Source organism: Sphaerotilus microaerophilus (assembly GCF_023734135.1).
Taxonomy (GTDB): Bacteria; Pseudomonadota; Gammaproteobacteria; order Burkholderiales; family Burkholderiaceae_C; genus Sphaerotilus; species Sphaerotilus microaerophilus.
Genome location: NZ_AP025730.1, coordinates 5,332,467 through 5,347,804, shown reverse-complemented (window position 1 = coordinate 5,347,804; position 15,338 = coordinate 5,332,467). Strand labels below are relative to the sequence as shown.

The window sequence follows — 15,338 nt, the reverse complement described above, 5'->3', positions numbered from 1 at the left end:
CCTGACCTGAACCGACGAGCCGCCCGTGCAAGCTCCCGCCGACCTGTTGGCCCTGCGCGGCCAGATCGATGCCCTCGACCGCGACCTGCTCGCGCTGCTGAACCGCCGCGCGCAACTGGCGCAGGAGGTCGGCGAGCTCAAGAAAAAGGAGGGCTCCGTCGTTTTCCGCCCCGAGCGCGAGGCGCAGGTCATCGACGGGCTCAAGGCGGCCAACCCGGGGCCGCTCAAGAACGACAGCGTCGCGCCCATCTGGCGCGAGATCATGTCGGCCTGCCGGGCGCTGGAAACGCCCACCCGGGTGGCCTACCTCGGCCCGGCCGGCACCTTCAGCGAGGAGGCAGCGCTGGGCTACTTCGGCTCGTCGCTGGTGCGCGTGCCCTGCGCCAGCATCGACGAGGTGTTCCGCAGCACGGCGGCGGGTGTGGCCGACTTCGGCGTGGTGCCGGTGGAGAACTCCACCGAAGGCATGGTGGCGCGCTCGCTGGACATTTTCCTGACCACCCCGCTGTTCATCATCGGCGAGACCAGCCTGTTCGTGCGCCACAACCTGCTGCGCCGCGAGAACTCGCTGGAGGGCATCGAGGCGGTCTGCGCGCACCCGCAGGCGCTGGCGCAGTGCCACGAGTGGCTCTCGCTGCACCTGCCCCACGCCGAGCGCCGGCCGGTGGCCAGCAACGCCGAGGGCGCCCGCCTGGCCGGGCTCGACCCGAAGCTGGCCGGCATCGCCAGCGCCCGCGCGGCCAGCGAGTACGGCCTGCACGTCGTGGCCCCGGCGATCCAGGACGACACGCACAACCGCACCCGCTTCGCGATCGTCACCGACCCGCATCGCCACCCGGCACCCAAGGCCTCGGGGCACGACTGCACCAGCCTGGTCGTCTCGGTGGTGAACCGCCCGGGCGCGATGTACGACATCCTGGCTCCGCTGAAGCGGCACGGCGTGTCGATGAGCCGGCTGGAGTCCCGCCCGGCGCGCTCGGGCCAGTGGGAGTACTACTTCTTCATCGACCTGCAGGGCCACCCGGACCAGCCGGCGGTCCAGACGGCGATGCACGAGTTGCGCGACGCCTGTGCCTTCTTCAAGGTGCTGGGCACCTACCCCATCGACGTGCACTGAGCTGCGCCACGCCATGTTCAATCAACTGGGGGTCATCGGCGTCGGCCTGATGGGTGGCAGCTTCGCGCTGGCGCTCAAGCGGGCCGGGCTGGTCAAGCGCGTGGTCGGCTACAGCAAGTCGCCCGCGACCACCGAGAAGGCGCGCAAGCTGGGCGTGATCGACGCGGCGGCGGATTCCGCGCTGCAGGCGGTGGCCGGCTCCGACCTGGTGCTGGTGGCCGTGCCGGTGGCGGCGATCGAGGCGACCTTCAAGGCGATCCGCCAGCTCATCGAGCCGGGCGTGCTTGTGATGGATGTGGGCAGCACCAAGCGCGACGTGGTCGACGCGGCGCGGCGGGTGCTCAAGGACCGCCTGACCGGCTTCGTGCCAGCGCACCCGATCGCCGGCAAGGAGGTCTCGGGCGTCGAGCACGCCGACGCGCAGCTCTACCTGGGCAAGCAGGTGATCCTGACGCCGCTGGCGCAGACCGACCCCAACCAGGTGCAGCAGGCCACCGACGTGTGGTCGGCGATCGGCTGCCAGGTGCTGCGCATGACGCCCGAGAACCACGACACCGCCTACGCGGCCGTGAGCCACCTGCCGCACCTGCTGGCCTTCGCCTATTTCAACGCCATGCTGGCGCAGCCGGCGGGGCGCGAATTCCTCTCGCTGGCCGGGCCTGGCTTTCGCGACTTCACCCGCATTGCCGCCAGCGACGTGTCGGTGTGGCGTGACATCCTGCTGGCCAACCGCGAGGAGGTCATCAAGCAGACCCAGCGGCTGCGCCACGCGCTGGACGCCTTCGAGGTGGCGATGCGCTCTGGCAATGCCGAGGCGCTGTCCGACCTGATCCGCACGGCATCCGACGGCCGCTCCGGCTGGCAGATGAACGCCCGACCCACGCCGCCACGCTGAGTTCGGCGGCCGCCGGATCCGCCCCTCCTCGCATGGTCCCGGGCTGCACTGCTCGCCGGCCGTGCGATGCTTCACGCCTTGCCTTCTGTTCGCACCATGTTTGCCCTTCCTTGCCTCGATCTCCCGCCGCTCGGTCATGCCGCCGGCACCGTGCGCCTGCCGGGTTCCAAGAGCATCTCGAACCGCCTGCTGCTGCTGGCCGGCCTGAGTGCCGGGCAGACCACGCTGGTCGACCTGCTCGACTCCGACGACACGCAGGTGATGCTCGATGCGCTGCGCACGTTGGGCTGCGCCATCGAGCGTGATGGCGACACCACCCGCATCACCGGCCTGGGCGGGCGGGCTGCGGTGGCCAGCGCCGAGCTCTTCCTCGGCAACGCCGGCACGGCGATGCGCCCGCTCACCGCGGCGCTGGCGGTGCTGGCCTGCGAGCACGGTGGCGACTACACCCTGCGCGGCGTGCCGCGCATGCACGAGCGGCCCATCGGCGACCTGGTCGACGCCCTGCGCGGCTTGGGGGCCGAGGTGGACTGCCTGGGGCAGGAGGGCTATCCGCCGCTGCACCTGCGCGGCGGCCGGCTCGACCTGGGCCAGCCGGTGAAGGTGCGCGGCGACGTCTCCAGCCAGTTCCTCACTGCGCTGCTGCTGGCACTGCCGCTGGCCTGTGCCGAGCGCGACGTGACCATCGAGGTGGTCGGCGAGCTGATCTCCAAGCCCTACATCGAGATCACGCTGAACCTGCTGGCGCGCTTTGGCATCGCGGTGCAGCGCGAGGGCTGGCAGCGCTTCGTCATCCCGCGCGGCAGCCGCTACCAGACGCCGGGCACGCTGCCGGTGGAGGCGGATGCCTCGTCGGCGTCCTATTTCATCGCGCTGGGGGCGATCGCGGGTGTGGACGCGCCGGTGCGCATCGAGGGCGTCGGCGCCGGGTCCATCCAGGGCGACATCCGCTTCGTCGAGGCCGCGGAGGCGATGGGCGCGGTGGTGAGTGCGGAGCCGAATGCGCTGGAAGTACGCCGCGGTGCCTGGCCACTCAAGGCCATCGACCTGGACTGCAACCACATCCCCGACGCGGCCATGACCCTGGCGGTGATGGCGCTCTACGCCGACGGCCCCTGCACGCTGCGCAACATCGCCAGCTGGCGCGTCAAGGAGACGGACCGCATCGCCGCGATGGCCTGTGAGCTGCGCAAGGTCGGTGCCACGGTGGAGGAGGGCGCCGATTTCATCCGCGTGCACCCGCTGGCGCAGTTCCGCGCAGCCAGCATCCACACCTACGACGACCACCGCATGGCCATGTGCCTGTCGCTGGCGGCCTTCAACGGCCTGCAGCAGGCCGAGCCGGTGCCGGTGCGCATCGAGGATCCGAAGTGCGTCGCCAAGACCTTCCCGGACTACTTCGAGGCGCTGTTCTCGGTGGTGCGCAGCGAGCCGCGCCACATCCCGGTGATCACGATCGACGGGCCGACCGCCTCCGGCAAGGGCACCCTGGCCGCCGGCGTGGCCGCGCGGCTGGGCTGGCACACGCTGGACTCCGGCTCGCTCTACCGCGTCAGCGCGCTGGCGGCGCGCCGAGCCGGCGTGGCGCCGGATGACGAGGCGGGCCTGGCGCGCGTGGCGGCCGGGCTGAACCTGCGCTTCGAGGGCACGAGCGTGTTCCTCGACGGCGCGGACGTGACCGATGTGCTGCGGGAGGAAGCCGTGGGCACGATGGCCTCGCAGATCTCGGTCTGGCCGGCGCTGCGGGCGGCGCTCTACGAGCTGCAGTGCAGCTTCCGCCGCCTGCCCGGCCTGGTGGCCGACGGGCGCGACATGGGCACGGTGATCTTCCCGGCCGCACCGCTGAAGATCTTCCTGACCGCCTCAGCGGCGGCGCGCGCCGAGCGGCGCCACCGCCAATTGCTGGAAAGAGGGATTTCTGCTAACCTCGACAGTCTTCGCGCCGACTTGGAGGCACGCGACGAGCGCGATCGGCATCGCGCCACCGCGCCGCTCAAGCCCGCCGAAGATGCGTTGGAGCTGGACAACTCGGGCATGACGGTCGTCGAATCGGTCGAGCTCGTGCTGGATTGGTGGCTGCAGCGCAGGCCGTTCGATCTCCTGGGCTGAGCGCTCGAACGCGTTCGCCCGGTCCCGCGCAGCCACTTCGCCCGCCGCCCGGCGGCCCCGCCGCCCGGTGGGTCCGCCGCGTAGCGATTCCTGCTTCATCCATCTCAGCGCCTTGCTGAATCACCCGCCGGCATTCACCTCACTTGGCTTTCGCCGGCACCAAGGAACTCCCCCCCATGTCCGAAATCATCCCCGACAGCCCCTTCGCCACCCCTGAAGTGGAGAGCTTCGCCGCTCTGTTCGAAGAATCGCTCCAGAACGCCGACCTGCGTGCCGGTGAAGTGATCTCTGCCGAGGTCGTGCGCGTCGAGCACAACTTCGTGGTCGTGAACGCCGGCCTGAAGTCCGAGGCCTATGTGCCCATCGACGAGTTCAAGAACGACCAGGGCGAGATCGAAGTCCAGGTCGGGGACTTCGTGTCGGTGGCGATCGACGCCATCGAGAACGGCTACGGCGACACCATCCTGTCGCGCGACAAGGCCAAGCGTCTGGCTTCCTGGCTGAGCCTGGAGACCGCGCTGGAGTCCGGCGACTTCGTCACCGGTACCGTCTCCGGCAAGGTCAAGGGTGGCCTGACCGTGCTGGTCAACGGCATCCGCGCCTTCCTGCCCGGCTCGCTGCTCGACACGCGCCCGGTCAAGGACATGAGCCCGTTCGAGGGCAAGACCATGGAGTTCAAGGTCATCAAGCTCGACCGCAAGCGCAACAACGTTGTGCTGTCGCGTCGCGCGGTGGTCGAGGCTTCGATGGGCGAAGAGCGCGCCAAGCTGCTCGAGACGCTGCGCGAAGGCGCCTTCGTCAACGGCGTGGTCAAGAACATCACCGAATACGGTGCGTTCGTGGACCTGGGTGGCATCGACGGCCTGCTGCACATCACCGACATGGCCTGGCGCCGTGTGCGTCACCCGAGCGAAGTGGTGACGGTCGGTCAGGAACTGACCGCCAAGGTCCTGAAGTTCGACGCCGAGAAGAACCGCGTCAGCCTGGGCCTGAAGCAGATGGGCGACGATCCGTGGATCGGCGTCTCGCGCCGCTACCCGTCGGGCACCCGCCTGTTCGGCAAGGTCACCAACATCGCCGACTACGGTGCCTTCGTCGAGATCGAACCGGGCATCGAAGGCCTGGTGCACGTCTCCGAAATGGACTGGACCAACAAGAACGTGGCCCCGTCCAAGATCGTGGCCCTGGGCGACGAGACCGAAGTCATGGTCCTGGAGATCGACGAGGACAAGCGCCGCATCAGCCTGGGCATGAAGCAGTGCCGTCCGAACCCCTGGGACGAGTTCGCGCAGAACTTCAAGCGCGGCGACCGCGTCAAGGGCCCCGTCAAGTCGATCACCGACTTCGGCGTGTTCGTCGGCCTGGCCGCTGGCATCGACGGCCTGGTGCACCTGTCCGACCTGTCCTGGAACGAGCCGGGCGAAGCCGCGGTGCGCAACTACAAGAAGGGTCAGGACGTCGAGGCGATCGTCCTGGGCATCGACGTGGAGCGCGAGCGCATCTCCCTGGGCATCAAGCAGCTCGACACCGATCCGTTCACCAGCTACACCACGCTCAATGACCGTGGTGCCACGGTGACCGGCAAGGTCAAGACGGTCGACCCGCGCGGCGCCGAGATCCAGCTCAACGCCGACGTCACCGGCTACCTGCGTGCCTCCGAGATCGCCCGCGAGCGCGTCGAGGATGCCCGCAACGTGCTGAAGGAAGGCGACGAGGTCACCGCCCTGATCATCAACATCGACCGCAAGCTGCGTTCGATCCAGCTGTCGATCAAGGCCAAGGACAACGTCGAGCAGCAGGAAGCCCTGCAGCGCCTGTCGGCCGACAACCGCGAGACCGTCGGCAACGCCGGCACCACCAGCCTGGGCGCCCTGCTCAAGGCCAAGCTGGATCAGGGTCACTGATCCAGTCGCGTGTCGCTCTGTGCCCACGGGCGCAGGGCGCCGGCCACTCCGCAAGCCCCGGCGCTGGTCCGTTCTGGACCGTCCGCACGGGGCTTGTTACATTGGCAGCCTCGCTGAAACGCAGATCACTGGCCGAGGGCCACGCGCATGACCCGATCCGACCTCGTCACCCTGTTGGCCGAACGCTTCACGCAACTGGCCCATCGCGACGCCGAGTTCGCCGTCAAGACCATGCTCGACGCGATGACCGACGCCCTGTCGCGCGGCCACCGCATCGAGATCCGCGGCTTTGGCAGCTTCTCGATCAACCGTCGCCCGCCGCGCATGGGCCGCAACCCGCGCTCGGGCGTCCAGGTGACCATCCCCGAGAAGCTGGTGCCCCACTTCAAGCCGGGCAAGGCGCTGCGCGAGGCTGTCGATGAGCGCAGCCCGGGTGCGGACGATGACGCCCAGGTGGTGCATGTGATGCCCCTGCTTGGCAGCCCGCGCTGACCGATCCGACTGAACGACGTCACTGACGGGCGCGATGGCGGGCGCGTCCTGCCCGCGCACTAGAATCCACGCGTCATGCGTGTGATCACCTGGCTCTTTCGGGCCGCCGTCTTTTTCGTGCTGTTCGCCTTTGCGCTGAACAACCAGCACGAGGTCCGCCTCCACTGGTTCTTCGGCTTCGGCACGCAGGCACCGATGGTCTTCGTCGTGCTGGGCGCCTTTGCCGTGGGCTGCGTGGTGGGTGTGCTGGCCATGCTGCCGCAGTGGTGGCGCCAGCGCCGCCGCGCCCGCGAGCGCGTGCCTGAGGCCCCGGCTGTGCCGGAACCGGCCCCCGCCACCCGCCCGGCGCCGCTGGCCGACATCGACCTCTCCGCTGCCCGTCGCGATGGAATTTGACCTGCAGTGGCTCCTGATGGGGCTGCCCGTGGCCTTCGGGCTCGGCTGGCTCGCGTCGCGCCTGGACCTGCGGCAGTGGAAGCGGGAGGTTGAGTCCTCCCCGCGCGCCTACTTCAAGGGGCTGAACCTGCTGCTCAACGAACAGCAGGACAAAGCCATCGACGCCTTCATCGAGGCCGTCCAGCACGACCCCGGCAGTTCCGACCTGCACTTTGCCCTGGGCAACCTGTTCCGCCGCCGTGGCGAGTACGAGCGCGCGGTGCGGGTGCACCAGCACCTGCTGGCCCGCGCCGACCTGCCCACTGCCGAGCGCGACCGCGCCCAGCACGCGCTGGCGCAGGACTTCCTCAAGGCCGGCCTGTTCGACCGGGCCGAGGCCGCCTTCCAGGCGCTGGAGGGCACGGCCTTTGCCACCGACGCCCGGCTCGCGTTGCTGAGCCTGTACGAGCGCTCGCGCGACTGGACCGCAGCCATCGAGGTGGCCGCGCAGCTCGAAAAGAGCGGCACCGGCTCCTTTGCCGAGCGCAGCGCGCACTTCCACTGCGAGCTGGCCCAGACCGCCGATGACCGCGGCGACGCCCCGGCCGCCGAGGCCGCCCTGGCCCGCGCCCGCGAGATCGCCCCGCTGGCCGCCCGCCCGCTGGTGCAACAGGCCCAGCGCCTCGTGCGCCAGGGCCGTGCGGCGCAGGCCATGGCCGTGTTTGCCGAGCTGCGCCAGCGCAACCCGGATGCCTTCAGCCGCCTGGCCGAGGACTTCGTCGCCTGTGCCAAGGCGGCCGGCCAGCTGGATCCCGCACGCGCGGCACTGGAGGAGCTGTTTGCCCGCCAGCCGCGCATCGACCTGCTGCGCGCCCTGGCCCTGCTGCAGGGTTGCGCGCCGGGCCAGTCCGAGCGTCTGCTGCCCCTGCTGCGCGAGCAGCCCAGCCTGTCCGCGGCGCTGGCCCTGCTGGACGCGCCGGCCGACCAATGGCCCGAGGGCGCCCAGCCGGCGGTGCGCGACGCCGTGGCCCGAGCGGCCCGGCCGCTGCAGCGCTACCGCTGCGCGGCCTGTGGCTTCGAGGCGCAGCGCCACTTCTGGCAGTGCCCCGGCTGCCTGAGCTGGGACAGCTTCCCGCAGCAGCGCATCGAGGAACTCTGACGCGCGAACGCCGTGGCGGTCCGCGCCGCGTGCGGCCCTGCGGCTCAACCCTGCAGCGCGAGGTGCCGTTCCAGCTGTGCGAGGACCTCGTCGCGCCCCGGGCGTAGCCCCTTGCCGCCGAAGCTCGCCACCGGCCCCGGCCCCGTGATGCCGGCCAGCCCGGGCTCGTGGTCACAGTAGATGCCGATCGTCGGCCGGCCGAACGCCGCCGCCAGGTGCGAGAAGCCGGTGTCCAGCCCGACGATCTGGCGTGCCGCGCCCAGCACTGCCGCCATGTCGGCCACCGACAGGAAGGGCGGCACGACACCACCGCAGCCGGCAGCGATGCGCTCGGCACGCTCGCGCTCCTCGGCACTGCCCCAGATCACCACCGGCGTCAGTCCGGCGGCGCGCAGGCGCTCGCCCACCGCGATCCAGTCCGCCTCGGGCCAGAACTTCTCCGGCCGGCTGGCGCAGGGGATCAGCGCGGCCGACGGGCTCGCTGCCTGCCAGCTCCCGGCCGCCGCCTGCAGACCGAAATCCGGCGGCGAGTCCGGCATCGCGTAGCCGAGATGGGCAGCCGCCAGCCGCCGGCAGCGCTCTACCGCCTGCAGGTCGCGCGGCACGCTCGCCCTGCGGCGGTAGAACCAGGCGGCGGCCGGTTCGCGGATGCTGGCCGCGTCGTAGCCCACCAATGGCCCCCGTGCCTGCAGCCCCCAGAGCACGCTCTTGAGCAGGCCCTGCAGGTCCAGCACCAGATCGTACTCGTCGCGCCTCAGCTCGCTGCGCAGCGCGGCCACTGCCGCCCGGGTGTCAGCCCGCCAGAGCGTCTTGCGCCACTTGCGCCAGGCCAGCGGCAGCACCCGGCGCACGCCGGGGTGCAGGCGCGCGATGGCGGCAAAGGGCGCCTCGACGAGCCAATCCACCTCCAGCCCGGGGTGGGCGCGCCGCATGTCGGACACCGCCGGCAGCGCATGCACCACGTCCCCCATCGACGAAGTCTTGACGATCAGCACCCGCCGCAGCGGACCGGGCTGGACACTCATCCGCCGCGCGCCTTCGACTGCCGGGCTTCCTTGACCAGCTCGGGGTTGAAGCGCGGATCGTTGTACATCTTGAACTGGCGGTAGACCTTGAAGTACGCCCGGCCCGCCTGGGCATCGGCGATCAGCGCCTCGAGGCAACTGCCCAGGTCGGCGCGCTGCTGTTCCAGCCGCGCGAGCTTTTCCTGCGAGCTGGCGATGTGCTCGGCGTCCACGTCGGTGCGCAGCGTCTGCGCCCGCATGGCATGCACCTTCAGCGCCATGATCGACATGCGGTCGATGATGCTGCCCGCCGTCTCGCTGTTCAGCCGGGCCCCCGGCGGCACGGTCGACACCGGCGCGTTGGTGCGGGCCGAGGCCGCATCGACCAAGCCGAGCGCGGTCAGCAGGATCTCGTCGACCCGCTCGGTGGCGTCGTTGCGCGCCTGGTTGAAGCCGTCGATGGCGCGCTTGTTGGCGGCGATCTCCTCGGCGCCCACGGTGGTGCGGCGGGCGAGGTCTTCTTCCGCCCACAGCAGGCAGTTGTTGCGGTGGTTGGTCGCTACCCAGTGCCAGAGCGGATCGGCCGGCAGCAGCGAGGCGTCGGCGGGCCAGGCGGGGGAGGCGAGGAGGGTGTCGTGAAGGTCGACAACGGACTGGGCGCGGAGCAGTTGTGTCATGGCAGGCTCTGGAACAGGCTGGGCGCGCATCTTACGGCGCCTCTGTCGCCGCCTTCGGAGTCAGTCGTGGCGAGGATTCCGACCCGACCTGGAAGTGGCGATCGCAGGTCTGGATGAACTGGCGTACGGTCTCGTTGCTCTGTTCCTCCAGCCTCTTGAGGCGAGGCAGGAGCAGGGGCCGTGTCGCGCGGGACCACCCGAGCTCCGACCAGCCGTAGGCCATGCCGTAGCGCTCTTCCTCTGTTGGATACCAGGCGTTCAGGTCGACCGCAGGGTCAGGTACGACGATCGAGTCGCAGCCGCACATGGCCGCGTACATCGAGTACATCGTGTACAGGTCGTATGAGATGCAGGTTCGGGTGCGACGGAAGACATCAGCGGCAGCCGCGTGGCTCAGGCCATCAATGAGGATCGAGCCCTTCGCGTCATGCACCAGTGCACGGTCCTTGCCCTTGCGCAGGATGTAGCACGTGCCGGTGCGCCGATCCTCGTCTTCCGGGGCAGGAGGTCGGTAGATGTCGTCGCGCACGAAGAAGGTCTGGAGCAGCCGATCCGTATGCGGGTTCAGCACGGGATCGTTGAATGCCGCCTGGAAGAAGAAGAACAGGTCATCGGGCCCGAACTCGTGATGGCCGGTGTGGAAACCGGGCCGATGCAGCAGCCAGCGCACGACCCGACGGGCCTGCAGCGGGTTGCCGTCGATGACTTCGGGGTAGATAACGATCGCATCGTCCAGATCGACCGCAGTCGCCACGGGCGTATCCAGCCGGGCCAGCGTCTGGAACCGGGGGAACTCCCACGAGCGAGGCTTGCGCCGATAGAACGGCACGCGATCCTTCCAGGTCTTTGGCGGAGGTTGAACGGGCCGTTGACTCGGCCAGATCCGCGCACGTCGCCCGAGCTGGTTCAAGGCGTCACACAGGCGATGCAGTGCGATGGAGCCGCCGCTGTTCTCGTCGAATCCGGATGTGTAGATGATGAAGGTGGGGGACATGACTGGGAGGGGTTGCCCGAGGTGGTCGCAGCTTCTGGCCATGGGGTCGCCAGGCGTTCCGGTCAAGGCCGGGCCATCACCTTTGCCCGATTGCCGATGACGGTGGTGTGCGGCGCGACGTCTCGGGTCACGACGGCGCCCATGCCGACGATGGCCCCTTCACCGATGACGACCGGTTGGTCGGGCGTGCCCTGCTTGATGATGGCGCCGGTTCCGATGTAGGCGTGATCATGGGCGTTCGAGTTGTTGATGGAACGGACCTCCATTGATCAGGATCTTTCGATCCCACATCGGATGAAGCAGTTCGGTGTAGTCCTCCAGAGAGGGCATCAGGGGCTGCGAGACGTCAATGGGTGGGGCTTGCTCATGGTTTGGGGTGTTCCGTCGGTCGAACGTGACGATTCTTCAGGCGTCGGCGATTCCAGTCGGTCAAGGCGCTTCGGACGTGATCGAGCCGACTGGCGACGGCATCGGCAAGCCGCTGCGATGGTGTGATCGGCCGGCGATTCCTCGCGCCCTGATCGACGAGGTGGGTGATCAGGACTTCCCAGCTGGCGACTGTCTGGTCGAGCGAGTGTCGCTGCGTGACCTTCCTGAATGCGGCGTCGGCAAGCCTCTGGCGAGTGTGGGCATCAAGCACCAACTGCCGTATCGCGTCGGCCCAGGCGTGTGGACTGTCGCAGAGCATGCCATCCTGTCCCGACTCGATCACGTCGGCATACGGTGGGTGATTCGAACAGATGCTTGGTATCCCCAGGCAGGCGTAGTCGAAGAACTTCACCGCGCTCTTGCACGCACTGAATCGAGAGTCGTCGAGCGGAATCAGGCCGATCGGGTTGGCAAGCGCTGAGATCGTCGCGAAGAAGGCCTCGCGAGGCATCCCAGGAAAACGACGACACGGTACGCCGGCTTCCTCAAGGCTGTCGGCGATCGCGCCGACGGCCACGGTCTCCACGCGCACCGACCTGTCGGCCTGGACGTTCCGGATGCCGGCCACCATCGGACCGACAGCCTGCCGGTCCGATGCGGCGATCAGCAGGGTCACCGGCGACTGGTCATCGTGCTGCGCGCGCGCAAGATACTTGCCGGGGCCGTAGTTGGGAACCAGGTGGATCAATTTCGTGAGAGGCCTCAGTTCGTCGACGAGTCGGGGGGTCGATGCACTGACGACATCGGCCATCCCCAGCATCCGACGCACCAGGGGGGCCTGTTCCCTGAGTTCGGCTGCGCCCATGACGTGGTCTGCGGGTTCGGTCAGCAGATCGTCGATCTCGTAAATGACTGGTATGCGCTGTGCGTTCAGCCACGCCATCACGCGTTCTTCTCGCGACCGTGTGGCACGCTGGATCACCACCACGTCGGCCCATCGCAGGTCGAGACGGTTCACGGCGTGGAACGGGCTCAGGCGCAGCGTCCAGCCCAGACGGTCCGCCAGTCGCTGCAGAGGAATCACCAGTCGGATCCCGGAAATGTGGCTGCCAGGGTCTGTCGCCAGGACCAGGATGTTCGGGTTCGGCATCACGCCATGACCTTCAACTTGGGCCGAAGAGCTTACCAGCCCGGCAGCATCAGCAACTGACACGTCTTCCAGTCACCCGCCCAGCCAGCGAGTGGATACCGGGTCTTCACCGGTCGCGTTCACTGGCGGTCGCAAGCCGGCCCGGCGGGACGCTGCCGGGCTCGGGATTGGTGCTGGCCATGCCAGATAATTTCGGCATGCACCCTGTCACCGTCCTGGTCATCAACCTCGATCGCGACACCGGCCGCCTCGCCGGCATCGCTGCGCAACTGGAACGGCTGGGCTTGGCCTGGCAGCGCATCCCCGGCGTCCATGGCGCCTCGCTCAGCGACGAGGAGTGCGCCCGGCTGGTCGATCGCGCCGGCTACGGCCGGCGGCACGGCATGTTCCCGAGCCGGGGCGAGATCGGCTGCTATCTCTCGCACCTGGACGCGATGCGGGCGCTGCTGGCCAGTCCGGCACAGCTGGCCCTGATCCTGGAGGACGATGTCGGCCTCACCGAGGATCTGCCCGAGGTGCTGCGCGCGCTGGCTGCGGTGCCGGAACGCTGGGACATGGTCAAGCTCTCGGCCGTGCACGGCGGCACGCCGCGCACCGTGCTGCCGCTCACCGGTCGCCATGCGCTGACGGTGATGTTGAGCCAGTGCACCGGCTCGAGCGCCTACCTGGTCAACCGCTTCGCGGCGCAACGCTACCTCGAGCGCCTGCTGCCGATGCGCCTGCCCTATGACCACGCCTACGACCGCGCCTGGGTGCTGGGCCTGAAGGTGCGGCGGGTCGATCCGCTGGTGGCCCTGCACGACAGCGAGGCGCCCTCGACGATCGCCGCGGTGTCCGCGGCCTCGGGCCAGTCGACCACGCCCAGCCGCAAGTTCCCCTGGTACCGCAAGCTCAGCACCTATGCCTGGCGCATCACCAACGAGCTGAGGCGGGTCTTCCACGGCCTGGTGCAGGTGCAGCGGGAGCGGCGGCGCGTCGTTCGCGATGCCGCTGCGACGTCCGTGGCCCCGGTTGCGAGCGAGGCGCGCGGTGAGTGAGCGCGTGAGTGTCGCGCCTGGCTCGCCCCTGATCGTCCGCCTGCGCAATTGGGTCGGCGACGTCACGCTCAGCGTGGCGGCGCTGCAGCGGCTCGCTGAAGCCGGCTACGCGCTGCAACTGGTCGGCAAGGGCTGGGCGGCCAGGTTGCTGGCCGGCGAAGGCTGGACGGTCCACACGCTGCCGCGGGAACTGCGTGCGCGCATCGCCCTGTACCGCCGGCTGCGTGCCGAAGCGCTCCAGAGTGACCCGGGCTTCGATCACCGTCTCAACACCGTCGTGTTGCCGACCTCGTTTTCCAGCGCGCTGGAGATCCGGCTGGCCGGCCTGCGTGGCCTGGGCTATGCCCACGAGGGTCGCACCCTGCTGCTGAAACAGGCCTTGCGCAAGCTGTCCGGCCAACACGAGATGCAGCACGACTGGCGCCTGGTGCAGGCCCTGCTCGGCAGTGACGAGCCGTTGCCGCCTCATGCCTTGCTCGCGACCAGCGAGGATGCGCGTCAGCGCGTTCAGGCGCTGCTCGCAGCGCAGGGCGTGGCGGGGCCCTTCGTCGTGCTCTGCCCATTCGCCGGCGGGACCTTCGAGAAGATCGACAAGCGCTGGCCCCACTTCGCCGAGTTCACGCGGGTCGCGGCGGTCGAATGGGGAGTGCCGCTGTTGCTCTGCCCGGGGCCCGGTGAGGGTGATGCTGCGCGGCGCGACTACCCACAGGCGCTGGTGCTTGACGGTGTCGGGCTCGATGATTACGCCGCCTTGCTTGAGCGTTGCGCACTCATGGTTTCCAACGACACGGGCCCCGGCCATGTGGCTGCTGCGGTCGGGGCGCCGCTGCTCAGCGTGCTGGGGCCGACCGATCCGATGCAGTGGGGTGCGCGCGGACCCGGTGTGCGGGTCCTGCGTGTGGCACAAGGCACGGCGGACGATGCCGCTCAGGTGGTTTGGCCCGACGTTGCGCAGGCGATCCAAGCCGGGCGCGCGATGCTCGAAGCGGCCCGATCGCGTGCTTGAATGGCGACGTTGCATCGGACCCGATATACGTGGCAGGAGCCTTCGCGTTGACCGGGATACCTAGAATCTGTGACGTGTCCTTCACGCGCTCCATCGTGTCGGCAACCTCAAGGGCGTCCGCCGCTCATCCGATGCGATCGCCTGCGCCGGATGTGAGTGCTGGCGATCCGAACCGCCCTGCGTTATGCAGAAGATGATGCCGTGTCGACTTCAACCCTGATGCCCCAGCAAACCAGCGACGTTCGACCCGCCGTCGCGATCCCGATCTACAAGACCGAGCTGACGGCAGCAGAGTTGCTGTCGATCGAACGTAGCGCCGACGTGCTGGCCCGCTGGCCGCTGTACTTCGTCGGGCCCCGTCGCTTGCGCGCCTACCTGGAGAGTCTGTGCCAGCGTTTCGCGCCCAGGTTTGAGTTCAAGCTCTTCGACGACGACTTCTTCTCCGGTATCCGGGGCTACAACCGGCTGATGTGCTCGATCGGCTTCTATCGCGCCTTCGAAGGGCATAGTCACTTGCTGATTGCTCAAACGGATGCGCTGGTGATCTCGGATGAACTGGCGTCGTGGTGCGAACGCGATTTCTCCTACGTCGGTGCACCATGGTTTGTGGGCGGTGCCCAGCCGCAACTCCCACTCCAGTTCTGGGGTGTCGGGAATGGCGGCTTCTCGTTGCGCCGGCTGGAGGATTTCGTGCGCGTGCTGCAGGAGCCCAGGCGCATCCCCAACTTCGTCAAGTCACATTCGCATGGCGATCGGGGGCTGGTGAACTGGGTGCGGCGCATCAAGCATGAGCGTCTCCTGGCCTACAACTTCGAGCCGGTTTTCTCCAGTTCCAACGAGGATCTCTTCTGGGGTGTGTTGGTACCGGCGGCTTGTCCCTTCTTCCGGGTACCCAGGCCCGAAGAGGCCGTCGGCTTCGCGTTCGAGGTCGCGCCACGTCTGCTCTACGACATGAACGCGAATCGCCTGCCGTTTGGTGTTCACGCGTGGGAGCGATTCGACCGTGGCTTCTGGGAAGAGATGCTCCCCTGGGTGAGGCCCGTCGCCTGA

General features: G+C 68.8%; 15 protein-coding genes. 10 read left to right on the top strand and 5 right to left on the bottom strand.

Translation table 11 applies throughout. From position 1 onward, the window contains the following. Positions 1 to 25: 25 nt before the first annotated feature. The 7 genes from pheA to lapB all read left to right on the top strand — a co-directional run bounded on the left by pheA (position 26) and on the right by lapB (position 8,051). Entirely contained in the window at positions 26 to 1,117 is a 1,092-nt protein-coding gene (gene pheA / locus NGK70_RS23000) for a prephenate dehydratase (RefSeq protein WP_251970779.1), read from the top strand. A gap of 13 nt (positions 1,118 to 1,130) precedes the next feature. Further along, positions 1,131 to 2,012, top strand: coding sequence for a prephenate dehydrogenase (locus tag NGK70_RS22995; protein ID WP_251970778.1), 882 nt, complete (start codon positions 1,131 to 1,133; stop codon positions 2,010 to 2,012). Between the two features lie 96 nt (positions 2,013 to 2,108). Then, positions 2,109 to 4,121 (top strand): bifunctional 3-phosphoshikimate 1-carboxyvinyltransferase/cytidylate kinase, encoded by a 2,013-nt coding sequence (locus NGK70_RS22990; RefSeq protein WP_251970777.1) that lies wholly within the window; start codon positions 2,109 to 2,111, stop codon positions 4,119 to 4,121. Between the two features lie 176 nt (positions 4,122 to 4,297). Beyond that, positions 4,298 to 6,025, top strand: a complete 1,728-nt coding sequence (gene rpsA, locus NGK70_RS22985; protein WP_251970776.1) for a 30S ribosomal protein S1 — start codon at positions 4,298 to 4,300, stop codon at positions 6,023 to 6,025. Between the two features lie 147 nt (positions 6,026 to 6,172). Next, a complete protein-coding gene (locus tag NGK70_RS22980) occupies positions 6,173 to 6,517 on the top strand; it encodes an integration host factor subunit beta (protein WP_251970775.1) in 345 nt (114 codons plus the stop codon). Positions 6,518 to 6,592: 75 nt separating this feature from the next. After that, positions 6,593 to 6,913: a LapA family protein gene (locus NGK70_RS22975; RefSeq protein WP_251970774.1), complete on the top strand. Its 321-nt coding sequence runs from the start codon at positions 6,593 to 6,595 to the stop codon at positions 6,911 to 6,913. Next, a complete protein-coding gene (gene lapB, locus NGK70_RS22970; RefSeq protein ID WP_251970773.1) occupies positions 6,903 to 8,051 on the top strand; it encodes a lipopolysaccharide assembly protein LapB in 1,149 nt (382 codons plus the stop codon). Before NGK70_RS22975 ends, lapB begins: the two co-directional genes overlap by 11 nt. A 44-nt stretch (positions 8,052 to 8,095) precedes the next feature. On the opposite strand, the gene waaC is transcribed toward lapB, so the two are convergent. The 5 genes from waaC to NGK70_RS22945 all read right to left on the bottom strand — a co-directional run bounded on the left by waaC (position 8,096) and on the right by NGK70_RS22945 (position 12,245). Then, positions 8,096 to 9,076 carry a lipopolysaccharide heptosyltransferase I gene (gene waaC / locus NGK70_RS22965; RefSeq protein WP_251970772.1) on the bottom strand — a complete coding sequence of 327 codons (981 nt, stop codon included), beginning with the start codon at positions 9,074 to 9,076 and terminating at the stop codon, positions 8,096 to 8,098. Next, complete coding sequence (locus tag NGK70_RS22960; RefSeq protein WP_251970771.1) at positions 9,073 to 9,732, bottom strand: DUF4254 domain-containing protein; 660 nt, start codon at positions 9,730 to 9,732, stop codon at positions 9,073 to 9,075. The genes waaC and NGK70_RS22960 overlap by 4 nt, the downstream gene beginning before the upstream one ends. 31 nt (positions 9,733 to 9,763) lie before the next feature. Next, positions 9,764 to 10,726 (bottom strand): hypothetical protein, encoded by a 963-nt coding sequence (locus NGK70_RS22955; RefSeq protein WP_251970770.1) that lies wholly within the window; start codon positions 10,724 to 10,726, stop codon positions 9,764 to 9,766. A 62-nt stretch (positions 10,727 to 10,788) separates the two neighbouring features. Beyond that, on the bottom strand, positions 10,789 to 10,992 hold the full coding sequence (locus NGK70_RS22950) for an acyltransferase (protein ID WP_428985550.1): 204 nt from the start codon (positions 10,990 to 10,992) through the stop codon (positions 10,789 to 10,791). Positions 10,993 to 11,090: 98 nt separating this feature from the next. After that, on the bottom strand, positions 11,091 to 12,245 hold the full coding sequence (locus NGK70_RS22945) for a glycosyltransferase (protein WP_251970769.1): 1,155 nt from the start codon (positions 12,243 to 12,245) through the stop codon (positions 11,091 to 11,093). A 197-nt stretch (positions 12,246 to 12,442) separates the two neighbouring features. Here NGK70_RS22945 and NGK70_RS22940 point away from each other — a divergent pair, with 197 nt between their 5' ends. The 3 genes from NGK70_RS22940 (at position 12,443) to NGK70_RS22930 (ending at position 15,338) form a co-directional block, all read left to right on the top strand. Continuing rightward, positions 12,443 to 13,282, top strand: coding sequence for a glycosyltransferase family 25 protein (locus tag NGK70_RS22940; protein WP_251970768.1), 840 nt, complete (start codon positions 12,443 to 12,445; stop codon positions 13,280 to 13,282). Between the two features lie 4 nt (positions 13,283 to 13,286). Then, entirely contained in the window at positions 13,287 to 14,288 is a 1,002-nt protein-coding gene (locus NGK70_RS22935; RefSeq protein WP_251970767.1) for a glycosyltransferase family 9 protein, read from the top strand. Between the two features lie 201 nt (positions 14,289 to 14,489). Then, positions 14,490 to 15,338 carry a DUF5672 family protein gene (locus NGK70_RS22930; protein ID WP_251970766.1) on the top strand — a complete coding sequence of 283 codons (849 nt, stop codon included), beginning with the start codon at positions 14,490 to 14,492 and terminating at the stop codon, positions 15,336 to 15,338.